The sequence below is a fragment of the uncultured Maribacter sp. genome, from assembly GCF_963974015.1.
Lineage (GTDB): Bacteria > Bacteroidota > Bacteroidia > Flavobacteriales > Flavobacteriaceae > Maribacter.
The window spans coordinates 1-13,929 of the sequence record NZ_CAXBBZ010000016.1; the positions used below are offsets into that span (position 1 = coordinate 1).

11 protein-coding genes are annotated in these 13,929 nt (G+C 37.9%); all 11 read left to right on the plus strand.

The features are described 5' to 3' along the window. A partial coding sequence (locus AACZ41_RS15365; RefSeq protein ID WP_339629487.1) for a penicillin-binding protein occupies window positions 1-1,676 on the plus strand: 1,676 nt, incomplete at its 5' end. Further along, a complete protein-coding gene (locus AACZ41_RS15370) occupies window positions 1,673-3,136 on the plus strand; it encodes a UDP-N-acetylmuramoyl-L-alanyl-D-glutamate--2,6-diaminopimelate ligase (RefSeq protein ID WP_339629488.1) in 1,464 nt (487 codons plus the stop codon). The genes AACZ41_RS15365 and AACZ41_RS15370, both read left to right, overlap by 4 nt. 32 nt (window positions 3,137-3,168) lie before the next feature. After that, on the plus strand, window positions 3,169-4,389 hold the full coding sequence (mraY, locus tag AACZ41_RS15375) for a phospho-N-acetylmuramoyl-pentapeptide-transferase (RefSeq protein ID WP_339629489.1): 1,221 nt from the start codon (window positions 3,169-3,171) through the stop codon (window positions 4,387-4,389). Beyond that, window positions 4,390-5,724, plus strand: coding sequence for a UDP-N-acetylmuramoyl-L-alanine--D-glutamate ligase (murD, locus tag AACZ41_RS15380; protein WP_339629491.1), 1,335 nt, complete (start codon window positions 4,390-4,392; stop codon window positions 5,722-5,724). A 1-nt stretch (window position 5,725) separates the two neighbouring features. Then, window positions 5,726-6,928, plus strand: a complete 1,203-nt coding sequence (locus tag AACZ41_RS15385; RefSeq protein WP_339629492.1) for an FtsW/RodA/SpoVE family cell cycle protein — start codon at window positions 5,726-5,728, stop codon at window positions 6,926-6,928. Further along, window positions 6,915-8,003, plus strand: coding sequence for an undecaprenyldiphospho-muramoylpentapeptide beta-N-acetylglucosaminyltransferase (murG, locus tag AACZ41_RS15390; RefSeq protein ID WP_339629493.1), 1,089 nt, complete (start codon window positions 6,915-6,917; stop codon window positions 8,001-8,003). The genes AACZ41_RS15385 and murG overlap by 14 nt, the downstream gene beginning before the upstream one ends. Before the next feature lies 1 nt (window position 8,004). Continuing rightward, entirely contained in the window at window positions 8,005-9,357 is a 1,353-nt protein-coding gene (gene murC, locus AACZ41_RS15395; RefSeq protein WP_339629494.1) for a UDP-N-acetylmuramate--L-alanine ligase, read from the plus strand. Continuing rightward, complete coding sequence (locus AACZ41_RS15400; RefSeq protein WP_339629495.1) at window positions 9,347-10,066, plus strand: hypothetical protein; 720 nt, start codon at window positions 9,347-9,349, stop codon at window positions 10,064-10,066. Before murC ends, AACZ41_RS15400 begins: the two co-directional genes overlap by 11 nt. A 5-nt stretch (window positions 10,067-10,071) precedes the next feature. Continuing rightward, the gene (gene ftsA / locus AACZ41_RS15405) at window positions 10,072-11,421 is read left to right on the plus strand and encodes a cell division protein FtsA (protein WP_339629496.1); all 1,350 of its coding nucleotides are present in this window, start codon (window positions 10,072-10,074) and stop codon (window positions 11,419-11,421) included. Between the two features lie 44 nt (window positions 11,422-11,465). Beyond that, window positions 11,466-13,373, plus strand: a complete 1,908-nt coding sequence (gene ftsZ / locus AACZ41_RS15410; RefSeq protein ID WP_339629497.1) for a cell division protein FtsZ — start codon at window positions 11,466-11,468, stop codon at window positions 13,371-13,373. An 89-nt stretch (window positions 13,374-13,462) separates the two neighbouring features. Then, window positions 13,463-13,906 carry a GatB/YqeY domain-containing protein gene (locus AACZ41_RS15415; protein WP_339629498.1) on the plus strand — a complete coding sequence of 148 codons (444 nt, stop codon included), beginning with the start codon at window positions 13,463-13,465 and terminating at the stop codon, window positions 13,904-13,906. Window positions 13,907-13,929: the final 23 nt, after the last annotated feature.

Sequence of the window (13,929 nt, forward strand, 5' to 3'; positions counted from 1 at the left end):
CTCATTACCAACAAATTCTTAGAAAAGCCAAGGAGAATAAAAATAGGTACGCACTTATTGTTCGTAATCTGGACTACTCCGATTACATGGCTGTGAAATCCTTCCCGCTATTTAATAAGGGGGCCTATAGAGGTGGATTGATCATAGAACAAAAAACGAAAAGAGAACATCCGTTAGGTAAAATTGCCGAGCGTAGTGTAGGGTATGAACGTGTTGATGAAAATGGCTACCGTACCCGTGTGGGTATGGAGGGTGCTTTTGGTGAATACTTAAGGGGGGTAGAAGGAAAACGTGCCAAACAAAAAATAGCAAAAGGTCTATGGAAGCCTATCGGTAACGATAATATTATTGAGCCTAAAGACGGTTATGATGTGTATTCTACCATCGATATTAATATACAGGATATTGCACACCATGCTTTATTGAAGCAATTGGAGCTGTACAAGGCCGACCACGGTACCGTAATCGTAATGGAGGTGAAGACGGGTGAAGTCAAGGCAATTGCGAATCTAGGTCAAACACCTGAAGGTAAATACTACGAGCGTCTGAACTATGCGATCGGTGAGTCTCATGAGCCAGGTTCTACATTTAAGTTAATGAATTTAGTAGCGGCCTTAGAAGATAAGGTAATCGATACCAGTACCGTAATTGATACCGAAAAAGGAAGTTGGAAAATATATAGACACTGGGTAAAGGATACCAAGCGTGGCGGACATGGTAAAATATCCGTATCCAAAGCTTTTGAAGTATCGTCTAATGTGGCGTTTGCCAAAATGATTAATAATGGCTACAAGAACGATCCAGAGAAATATGTGAACCGTTTAATGAGTATGGGTATCCATAAAGAATTGGGATTACCGGTTCGCGGAGAGGGCAAGCCGGTACTTAGATACCCTGGAGACAAAGGTTGGTCAGGATTGTCTTTGGCTCAAATGGCTTACGGTTATGAGGTTTCTATGACACCATTGCAAACTTTGTCATTCTATAATGCCATTGCGAACAATGGGGAAATGGTGAAGCCAAGGTTATTGAAAGAAGTTAAGGAGTGGGACAAGACCATTGAGAAGTTCGATAAGAAAGTATTGAACCCGGCAATCTGTTCTCAAGAAACGGTTAAGAAAGTACAGAAGATTTTAAAGGATGTAGTGGAGAGTAAGCATGGTACAGGCCACGGCATGTATTCGAAAAACTTTTCAATGGCGGGTAAAACAGGTACTACACAAACCAATTATGTTTCTAAGGATAAGAATAAATACGAATATATTTCTTCGTTTGCAGGCTATTTTCCAGCAGACAATCCGAAGTATTCCTGCATCGTTGTCATTCATAAGCCAGACAAGAGTGTGGGGTATTATGGTGCCGATGTATCAGGTCCTGTATTTAAATCGGTAGCACAAAAAGTATATGCCACATCACCATTAACAAGTGAGGTAGATGTAAAACATGTATTGATCGCGAGTGCTGAAACGTCTTACCAAAATTATTACAAGAATGCCCAGCAGTTATATGCGCAAGTACCAAATGTAAAAGGTATGAGCGGTATGGATGCCATTGCAATTTTAGAAAATTTGGGAATAGAAGTAGAGGTGAAGGGGAATGGAAGGGTAAAACACCAATCTATCTCAAAAGGAACAGATATCAAAACCGTGAAGAAAATAGTGTTAGAATTAATATGAAGCAGTTAAAGGACATATTATATGGAGTGCATCTTACCGCAGTTAGTGGTACGACTTCGTGTGATATCGCTTCAGTACGCTTCGATTCTAGAGAAGTGAAAGCGGGTGATGCCTTTGTAGCTATAAAAGGCACCTTGACCGATGGTCATAACTATATCGATGCCGTAGTGGCAGCCGGTGCACGAGCTATAATATGCGAGCAACTACCTATGAATATGGTAGAAGGTGTTACCTATGTTGAGGTAGGGAATGGTAATCAGGCGTTGGCTTTAATGGCTTCTAATTACTATGATACCCCTTCAAAAAACTTAAAATTGGTAGGTGTGACCGGTACCAATGGTAAAACCACCGTATCGAGTTTATTATATCGGTTATTTAAAAAAGCGGGGTATAAAGTAGGATTGTTATCCACCATTAAAATAATGGTAGATGATACGGAATACCCAACAAAACATACCACTCCCGATGCATTGGTCATCAATCGGCATTTGGGGTTAATGAACGATGCGGGTGTTGAATTTTGCTTTATGGAAGTGAGTTCGCATGGTATTCATCAGAAAAGAACAGAAGGTTTGGTTTTTGAGGGCGCGATTTTCACGAATCTATCCCACGACCATTTAGACTATCATAAAACATTTGCAGAGTATCGCGATACAAAGAAAAAATTATTCGATCAGTTGTCGAAAAAGGCATTTGCATTGACCAATATCGATGATAAAAATGGCTTGGTGATGTTACAGAATACCAAGGCAAGAAAATATACGTACGCTTTAAAGAATTATGCGGATTATCGTGCACAGGTTTTAGAAAACCAGTTCGATGGTCAGTTATTGAAAATCAATGATAACGAACTATGGATTAAATTAATAGGTCAATTCAATGCCTATAATATGTTGGCTATTTATGCCACTGCAGAATTATTAGGATTAGAGAAATTAGAAATCCTCCGCTTGTTGAGTGAGTTGGATAGTGTAGATGGAAGGTTTCAATATTATATATCAAAAAATAAAATTACGGCTATAGTTGATTATGCCCATACGCCGGACGCCCTTAAAAATGTGCTTGAGACAATCAACACGTTGAGAACTGGAAATGAAAACGTCATCACCGTTGTGGGGTGTGGTGGCGATAGAGACAGATCAAAGCGTCCGGTAATGGGTAATATCGCCTCAGAAATGAGTAATAAAATCATTTTTACTTCAGATAATCCTCGTACAGAGTCCCCTTCTAAAATTATTGCAGAAATGGAGGCAGGGGTTGAACCGCAGAATGTAAAAAAGATACTATCGATTGAAAATAGAGAGCAGGCCATTAAAACAGCTTGCCAATTAGCAGCCGATAACGATATTATTTTGGTTGCAGGTAAAGGTCATGAGACCTACCAAGAGACCAATGGAGTACGAATAGATTTCGACGATTTTAAAATTGTAAAAGAGCTATTAAATAGCTTAGATAAGTAACATTGGCTTGAGAACGCAATAATGAAAAAACTATGTTAACCTACCTGTTCGAATATTTAGAAAAACAATACCAGTTTCCTGGGGCTACGCTGTTTCAGTTTAGTACGTTCCGTGCGGCTATGGCTATCTTGTTTTCTTTGATAGTTGCGACAGCTTTCGGTAAACGCATCATTCTTTTTCTACAAAAACAGCAAGTAGGCGAAACTATTCGTGACTTAGGTTTGGATGGTCAAAAGCAAAAAGCGGGTACGCCTACAATGGGTGGTATCATTATAATTTTGGCCACTTTGATTCCTGTAATATTATTTGCGCGATTAGATAATATTTACATCATGTTATTGATATTCACTATGTTATGGATGGGGGTTATCGGTTTCTTGGATGATTATATCAAAGTATTTAAAAAGAATAAAGAAGGATTAAAAGGAAGGTTTAAAGTACTTGGTCAGGTAGTTTTGGGTTTGATCGTTGGAGCGGTACTTTATTTTCATCCAGAGGTGACCATGCGTGACCATGATAAATCGATTATCACCAAGGATTATACGGTAGAGCAAGTAAAAGGCGCAGAAATTAAGTCTACCATGACTACCGTACCTTTCATGAAGAACAACGAATTTGACTATGGTGATTTTATTGGTTGGATGGGAGAAGGAGCACAAGAATATGCTTGGCTATTGTTTATTCCGATTGTCATTTTAATCGTAACAGCGGTATCTAACGGCGCAAATTTGACAGACGGTATCGATGGGCTTGCCGCAGGTACATCGGCAATCATTGTATTTACGCTCGGCATATTTGCATTGGTATCGGGTAATATTATTTTCTCGGATTACCTAGATATCATGTACATACCAAGAGTAGGTGAGTTATTGATTTTTGTCACTGCATTTGTTGGGGCCTTAATAGGGTTTTTATGGTACAATGCCTTCCCGGCCCAAGTATTTATGGGCGATACCGGTAGTTTAACTATTGGTGGTGTTATAGCCGTGATTGCTATTATCGTACGTAAAGAATTATTGATTCCGGTTTTATGCGGAATATTCTTTGCCGAGTCACTTTCAGTGATGTTGCAAGTAGGCTATTTCAAGTACACTCGAAATAAATATGGAGAAGGTAGACGCATATTTTTAATGTCACCATTACATCACCACTATCAGAAAAAGGGTTATCACGAAAGTAAGATCGTAACACGATTTTGGATTGTAGGTATTCTATTGGCCATTGTTAGTATAGTGACTCTAAAAATTAGATAAATGGCATTGTTGGTAGTTCTAGGAGGAGGAGAAAGTGGAGTAGGAACAGCCATTTTAGGATTAAAAAAAGGATATGAGGTTTTTGTATCCGATAAAGGAAAAATTAAAGAGAAGTATAAAAACGTTCTTGAACATTTTGGAATTGATTGGGAAGAAGAGAAGCATTCTGAAGACCGCATTTTAAAAGCCGACTTAGTAATGAAAAGTCCGGGAATACCCGATAAGGTACCCTTGGTGAAGCAGTTGGTTGAGAAAGGCATTCCCGTAATATCGGAGATTGAATTTGCGTCAAAGTATACCGATGCTAAAATCATTGGTATTACAGGAAGTAATGGGAAAACTACCACTACCATGCTTACGAACCACATACTCGCTAATGGCGGACTAAAGGTTGGTATGGCAGGTAATATTGGTGATAGTTATGCGAAGATGGTCGCAGAAAATGATTTTGAGTATTACGTGCTCGAGATAAGCAGTTTTCAATTGGATGGTATTGTGGATTTTAAACCACACATCGCCGTGATTACGAATATATCGCCAGATCATTTAGATCGGTACGAGTATTCATTTGAGAACTACATCGCTTCAAAATTCAGGATAGCGGAGAACCAAGACGAAAACGATTATTTGATATATGATGCAGATGATACGGTTTTGGTAAAATGGCTCAAAGAGCACCCGGTCAAATCAAAATTATTGCCCTTTTCATTGAACAAAGTATTTGAAGAAGGTGCATTTATAGAACAGAACGAGATAATAATAAAAACAACAACAGACACTATTAGCATGATTAAAGACGATTTGGCCTTGGAAGGTCAACACAATGTAAAGAACACGATGGCAGCGGCCACTATTGCAAAATTGGTTGGTATCCGTAAGGAAACGATAAGGGCTTGTGTGTCAAATTTTCAAGGGGCTCCCCACCGTTTGGAAAAGGTCTTGAAAATACATCATGTAGAGTATATAAACGACTCAAAGGCAACTAATGTAAATGCGGCCTATTATGCTTTGGATAGCATGAAAACACCAACGGTTTGGATCGTAGGCGGTGTAGATAAAGGCAATGAATATATGGAGTTGATGCCTTTGGTACGTGAGAAAGTAAAAGCGATAATTTGCTTGGGTGAGGATAATGAGAAAATTAAACATGTATTCGGTAACGCAGTGGATCTTTTAGTAGAAACATTTGCAATGGAAGAGGCTGTGAAAGTTGCTTATAAAATCGCCGAACGTGGAGATACTGTTTTGTTGTCACCAGCTTGTGCAAGTTTCGATTTGTTTAAAAATTATGAAGATCGTGGAAATCAATTTAAGAACTGTGTAAAGAACCTATAAGGTGTTGAGAATACTGCAAAATATAAAAGGAGATAAAGCTATTTGGGCCATTGCGGCGCTTCTGGCCCTATTCTCATTTTTACCGGTGTACAGTGCAAGCAGTAACTTGGTGTATGTTGTAGGTAATGGCACCACGGCAGGTCACTTGGTAAAACATGCTATACTGTTGTTCTTGGGTTTTGGTATTATTTACGGCATACATAAAATACCTACACATTTTTTCAAGGGGCTTTCTATGATTGCCCTACCGATTGTTTTGGTGTTGTTGATTTTTGTTTTGGCACAAGGCACTTCTAGTGGTGGTACCAATGATAGCCGATGGATACGTATTCCATTGGTAGGTTTCGGTTTTCAGCCCTCTAACTTGGCAGCAGTTGTTTTAATGATTTATGTAGCCAGATATTTTTCTAAGGTTAGAGAGATTAAGATTACGTTCAAAGAAAGCATATTGCCGTTATGGATTCCTGTCTTCTTAGTGGTAGCGTTAATTTTGCCAGCTAACTTTTCAACGGCAGCTATTGTATTTTCAATGGTGATGATATTGTGTTTCTTAGGAGGGTATCCTATGAAATATTTATTGGGAATAGTAGGTACGGGAGTATTGTGCCTGACCATATTCATATTAACGGCAAAAGCTTTTCCAGATTTATTTCCTAATAGGGTTGATACCTGGATGAGCCGTATCGATAGTTTTTCTAATCCGGAAGATACAGAAGCTAATTACCAAATAGAGAGAGCGAAAATTGCGATAGCAACAGGTGGTATTGTTGGTAAAGGCGCGGGTAAAAGTGTTCAAAAGAACTTTTTGCCACAGAGTTCTTCAGATTTTATCTACGCCATTATTGTTGAAGAATATGGTTTGATTGGCGGATTTGGATTAATGTTTTTTTACTTGTTTTTACTCTTCCGTATAGTGGTGGTCGCGAATGGCGCCACTACCATATTTAGTAAATTGTTGGTGTTGGGCGTGGGCTTGCCGATTGTGTTCCAGGCATTGATCAATATGGCGGTAGCTGTAGAGTTGTTCCCGGTAACAGGTCAGAATTTACCCTTGATCAGTAGTGGTGGTACATCTAGTTGGATGACCTGTTTGGCCATAGGTATCATTTTGAGTGCAAGTAATAAGAGTATAGCGCAGGAGAGTACTTCTGTAGGTGATATAGATGAAACGAACCCTTTAGAGATTTTAAGTGGGCAATTATAGGTTCATCTTATCGGGTGGCGGTACGGGCGGACATATTTATCCGGCGATAGCCATAGCAAATGAATTGAAAAGAAGACATCCTAATGCCGAATTTTTGTTCGTAGGCGCAAAGGATAGAATGGAGATGGAAAAAGTGCCACAAGCCGGGTATAAGATCGAAGGATTGTGGATTACGGGGATACAACGGAAACTGACCCTTAAAAATTTACTGTTTCCGATAAAATTGATAAGTAGTCTAATGAGAGCAAACAGCATCGTATCGAAGTTTAAGCCCCATGCCGTAATAGGTACAGGTGGTTTTGCGAGCGGTCCGTTGTTAAAAATGGCTACCGTAAAAGGGATACCATGTGTGCTGCAAGAACAAAATTCCTTTGCTGGTATAACCAATAAACTATTAAAGGATAAAGTGGAGAAAATCTGTGTTGCATATGATGGTATGGAACAATTTTTTCCAAAGGATAAAATTGTAAAAACAGGAAATCCTGTGCGTTCGGATTTGGTGGAGCTTAAAGCGTCCAAAAGTGAAGCATTGGCATTTTTTGAATTGAATGTCGATAAAAAAACCTTGTTGGTGTTAGGAGGTAGCTTAGGAGCTAGACGGATTAATCAACTGGTAGCAGACCATTTAACATATTTTGAAGAATTGGGATTGCAAGTAATATGGCAATGCGGTAAAGGATATTACGAGACGTATAAGTCAAATCAGTCCGAAACTATAAAAGTGCATGCTTTTTTAAATACTATGGATAAAGCTTATGTAGCTGCTGATTTTATCATTTCTCGTGCAGGAGCAGGAGCGGTATCAGAATTATGTTTGGTAGGGAAGCCAACCTTTTTTATTCCTTCTCCAGTAGTGGCAGAAGATCACCAGACAAAGAATGCATTATCGCTAGTAGGTCATAATGCGGCAATTATGATACGTGAGAAAGATTTGGACGAGCAGTTTAAGTCAGAGTTTGAAGCAGTATTCAATTCACCTGAAAAGCAGGCAGAATTATCAAAGAACTGTAAAGCGTTGGCATTACCGAATGCAACCTCAGATATCTGTGATGAAATTGAAAAATTATTAAGGTAAAATGAATTTAGAGCAAATACATAGAGTGTATTTTATAGGTGTAGGAGGCATTGGTATGTCTGCCCTAGCTCGCTATTTTGCTTTCATAAATAAAACGGTTGCTGGGTATGATAAAACAGAAAGCCCATTAACAAAAGAATTATCGAATTCTGGTATTGCCATTCATTATAGTGATGATTTAGAGCAAATACCTAGTGAGTTTAAAAATCCTGAAAATACACTGATCGTATACACTCCGGCAGTACCATCGAGTCAATCGGAGTATCGGTATTTTTTAGCGAATGGCTTTGTGATTAAGAAACGTTCTGAAGTGTTGGGTCTTATTACAAAAGATTCATACTGTTTTGCTGTGGCGGGTACGCATGGTAAAACCACCACATCAAGTATACTAGCGCATCTGCTCAAAGAAACCGGTGTTAAAATGACGGCTTTCTTAGGAGGGATTTCGGAAGATTTCAACAGTAATTTTCTGTTGGAAGGCACCGACTATTCTGTGGTAGAAGCAGACGAGTTCGATCGTTCGTTTATGCAGTTAACACCAAATGTAGCATGTGTAACCTCTATGGATGCCGATCATTTAGACATTTATGGTGATGCACAGGAATTGGAGCGAACGTTTGTTGATTTCACAAAACGATTGAAACCGGGCGGAAAATTATTCGTTCGTAAAGGTTTGCCTTTAGAAGGGCTAACCTATGGTATTGAAGACGATTCGGATTATTGCATCCGGAACATAAAAATAGAACATGGCACCTACATATTCGATTTGGAGACCCCTGACCTCAAACTAGAAGGGGTTGAATTCAACAAACCGGGAAGGCACAATTTGCTTAATGGTTTGGTAGCTTTTGCGATGGCGATGCAAGCAGGTTCCCCACCGCATCGCCTTGCTGAGGCTCTTTCGACTTTTAAAGGTGTGCAAAGACGTTTTTCCTATAAGATTAAAAATGATGATTTTATTTTTATAGATGACTACGCCCATCATCCAACAGAGATCAATGCAGTTTTTGAAGCGATTTCAGAAATGCATCCGAATAAAAAAGTATTGGCCATTTTTCAACCACATCTATTTTCAAGAACACGGGATTTTGCCGATGATTTTGCAAAAAGCTTGTCTCAATTCGAAAATATTTTGTTGTTAGATATCTATCCTGCACGAGAAGAACCAATTGCAGGAATAGATTCACAATGGTTGCTTGAAAAGATAACCAGCATTAATAAAAAATTAATTTTAAAGGAACAAATCATTTCTGAAATTAAAATACAGAATCCGGAAGTTTTAGTGACTATGGGAGCTGGAGATATTGGTTTAGAAGTGATTAAAATTAAAAATGAACTATCGTATGCAGATTAATTGGAATTTTTTAAAGTTGACCGCTTTGATTCTGGTAATCATGGGGTTATATGCTTTTTCGAATACTCGAAATAGTGCAAAGAACGTTACCGCAATGAAGGTGGAGTTCATTGGTGATGAGAATTTATACCTGACCGAAGGAACGGTTAATAAATTGTTAATACAAAAATACGGTAGCCTAAAAAATGTGGCTAAAGAAAATATAGTTTTGAATACTGTAGAAAAAGCCATTGAGGCTAATGAAATGGTGAAAAGTGCCCAAGTCTATCTAACTATAGATGGTGAGCTTACGTCGAAAATTGTTCAACGGAAACCAATCGGACGCATAGAAGGGGATAACAAGTATTATTTGGATGATGAAGGAAAGAGAATGCCGCTTTCTAATGATCACTCAGCAAGAGTTCCCATAATAACAGGCAATATCAGTGGTAAAAGCCTTGAGGATGTCTATGTCATATTGGAGCATATTAACAAAGACGATTTTTTTCGTAAAACGATAATCGGTATTCACATAAAAGGTGAAAATGAGTATCAATTGCGATTAAGACTTAACAATTTTGTAGTGAACTTAGGTGGTGTTGAAGATTTAGATGCGAAGTTCAGCAATTTTAAGGCATTTTATGCCAAAGCGAACAAGGATGAAACCTTGGAGGATTATGCGGTAGTAAGTTTAGAATTCAATAACCAGGTGGTGTGCACTAAAATTTAATAAAAATGGAACAAACTAAATATTCAGTCGGTCTAGACATTGGGACAACGAAAATCGTTGCCATTATCGGTAAGGAAAATGAATACGGTAAGATTGAGATTTTGGGTATCGGTAAATCCAAAAGTTTAGGTGTACATAGAGGTGTTGTAAATAACATCACCCAAACTATTAAATCGATACAACAAGCGGTAGAAGAAGCTGAGGCTAATTCTGGGCTTAAAATCGGTTCGGTAGTGGTAGGTATCGCTGGTCAGCACATTAGAAGTTTACAACACAGCGATTACATTACTCGAAAAGATTCTGAAGAAGTAATCAATGAGGAAGATTTAGATATCCTTATTAATCAAGTGCACAAATTGATTATGCTTCCTGGCGAGGAGATAATTCACGTATTACCACAAGAATATAAGGTTGATGGGCAAGGAGAAATTCGAGAGCCTATCGGTATGTATGGTGGTCGATTAGAAGCGAATTTTCATGTTGTTGTAGGGCAAGTAGTTTCTATTAAAAATGTAGGTCGTTGTATTAAGAGTGCAGGCCTAGATTTAGGAAATATTACGCTAGAACCATTGGCATCATCTGATGCGGTATTAAGTCAAGAAGAGAAAGAAGCAGGTGTAGCATTAATCGATATAGGAGGTGGTACTACTGATTTGGCCATTTTTAAAGATGGTATTATTAGGCATACTGCAGTTATTCCCTTTGGTGGAGGTGTGATAACCGAAGATATCAAAGAAGGCTGTTCTATTATTGAGAAGCAGGCTGAGTTATTGAAAACAAGATTTGGTTCGGCTTGGCCAGGTGAGAATAGGGATAATGAAATTGTTTCTATTCCAGGTTTACGAGGTAGAGAGCCAAAAGAAATCTCTTTAAAGAATTTGTCTAAAATAATTCATGCACGTGTTGTTGAAATCATAGAACAAGTCTATGTGGAGATTAAAAATTACGGTCATGAAGAGCAAAAGAAAAAATTAATTGCGGGTATTGTTTTAACAGGTGGCGGTAGTCAACTAAAACATTTAAAGCAATTAGTGGAATATATAACAGGTATGGATACCCGAATAGGTTATCCTAACGAGCATTTAGCAGGTGATTCAGACGAAGAAGTTGCTAGTCCTTTATACGCCACAGCTGTCGGACTTTTAATGAATGCAATTAAGAACGAGAAGAAGCTTCAAAATAGTAAGAAGAAATCTCAAGTATCTGAAGAATTTTCGCAAAAAGAACAAGAAGAAGTATTTGCCGGTGTTGAAGAAGATGAGTTCGAAAATAAGAACAGAATGTACAAGGAAAGAAAATCTGTTTTTGATAAATGGTCTGAAAAGTTGAAAGAGTTTTTAGACAACGCAGAGTAAAAAGCATATAGTAAGAACATACATAACCAGTAATAATTTAGATTATGAGTAAGAACAGCGAATTCGATAATATCTCTTTTGATCTTCCAAAGAATCAAAGCAACGTTATAAAGGTCATCGGTGTAGGTGGTGGTGGTAGCAATGCCATAAATCACATGTTCCAGGCAGGAATAAACGGAGTTGATTTTGTAATCTGTAATACCGATTCACAGGCTTTGGACAATAGTCCTGTGCCAAACAAAATACAATTAGGTGTATCATTAACAGAAGGTTTGGGTGCTGGTGCCAATCCTGAAGTTGGCGAACAAGCTGCCATGGAAAGTATGGAAGAGATTAAATCGATGTTGGATTCAACAACTAAGATGATTTTCATTACTGCTGGTATGGGTGGGGGAACAGGAACTGGTGCTGCTCCCGTAATTGCCAAGTTTGCAAAGGAAATGGATGTTCTAACTGTAGGTATCGTTACCATGCCGTTTCAATTCGAAGGTAAAATGCGAGTTGAACAGGCACAACGTGGTATTGAAAAATTGAGAAAAAATGTTGATTCGCTGATCGTCATTAATAACAATAAATTACGAGAAGTATACGGTAACCTTGGTTTTAAGGCCGGTTTCTCAAAAGCTGATGAAGTACTGGCAACCGCTGCAAGAGGTATTGCAGAAGTTATAACACATCACTACACACAAAACATAGATTTACGTGACGCCAAAACAGTACTGTCTAATAGTGGTACTGCAATAATGGGTTCTGCTATTTCATCTGGTTCGGCAAGGGCCAATGAGGCAATTATGAAAGCTTTGGATTCTCCATTATTGAATGACAATAAGATTCAAGGTGCTAAAAACGTATTGTTGTTAATAGTTTCAGGAGCACAAGAAATCACTATTGATGAAATAGGAGAGATCAATGATCATATTCAAATCGAAGCGGGTTATGGAGCAAACATCATTATGGGTGTTGGTGAAGATGAAAGCTTAGGAGAGGCTATTGCCGTAACGGTAATTGCCACGGGTTTTAATATAGAGCAACAGGATGATATTGTAAATACGGAGTCTAAAAAAATCATTCATACCCTAGAAGAAGGTCAACGCGCCGAGGCAATGTTGCTTTCCAATTCCAAAACTGTACACACATTGGAAATGGATGATGAAGAGGAGGAAGTTAAAGAAGTTAAGCCTGTACAAAAATATGAGTTTGTTGATGAGGCAGATTTCGATTTAATACCAACTACAAATTACATCAAGAATTTCAACGTTTTTTATGAAGAAGTAGTTGCACATAACGTTTCTGAAGATGATTTTGTAATTGTAGATTCAGCAGCTATAGATATTGAAGTTGTTGATCCAATAGTATTAAAAGCTAAAAAAGTAGAAGATGATGATTTTTCAATAGATTTCGATATGCCTTTGAAGGATGAAGAAAAGGAAAACGTGATTACTTTTGACTTACATGAAGAAGTAAAGGATTTAGATGTAAACGATAGTATTGAAATTATACCTGTTTTAGAATATAATAAAAATGGTGAAAAACGCTATAGTTTAGATGATTACATGCAGTTGGAAAGTAAATTGACCGGTGCAAAATCAAAAGCGGAAGAATTCGAGCCAAAGATTATCGAAGACGAATTGATATTTGAAAAAAGAACCGTAGCTCCAAAAAGAGAAGTACGCCCAGAAGAGCAATTAGATCCAATGGAAACTCCTATAGAAGAGTTATTGCGTGAAAGAGCTGATGAGCGTAGAAGAAAACTTAAAGATTTCAACTACAAGTTCAAAACTAGCGCACCTAGTAGTTATGATGAAAAGAAACCTGCTTACCAAAGACAAGGGGTGAATTTAAATGATAACCCTAGAGAGAATAAAATTTCTAGAACATCACTTAGTGGTGATAGTAACGATGATATTAAGTTACGTTCAAATAACTCATTTTTACATGATAATGTAGATTAGAAATAGCCTACAACTATTATTTATAAACCCGAAAACTATATTAGTTTTCGGGTTTATTTTTTATCTTCGCAGACCAAAATAAGGAAGCTATGGGTTTACAGCAAAAAGTAATGGAGCAATTGAAATTGGCTATGAAAGCTAAAGATACGGTTGCGTTAGAATCACTTAGAGCTATAAAATCTGCGCTCTTAATGGCAAGTACTAGTGGTGCTGGCGAAATCACGGAAGATGACGAGATACAATTAGTACAGAAATTAGTAAAACAAAGAAAAGATAGTGCTGCAATATTTATAGAGCAAGGCAGACAAGATCTTGCAGATCCTGAATTGGCGCAAATTGCGGTTATCGAGCAATTTTTACCAGAACAACTTACAGAGGAGGAAGTGGAAAAAGTAGTAGTACAAACTATTGATTCAATTGGTGCTTCAGGTATGAAGGATATGGGTAAGGTAATGGGTGTTGTATCTAAAGAATTAGCCGGTCAAGCAGATGGTAAATTAATTTCTACCATTGTTAAAAAGAAATTATCTTAAGTTTTAGTGTTTAATTTAAATAC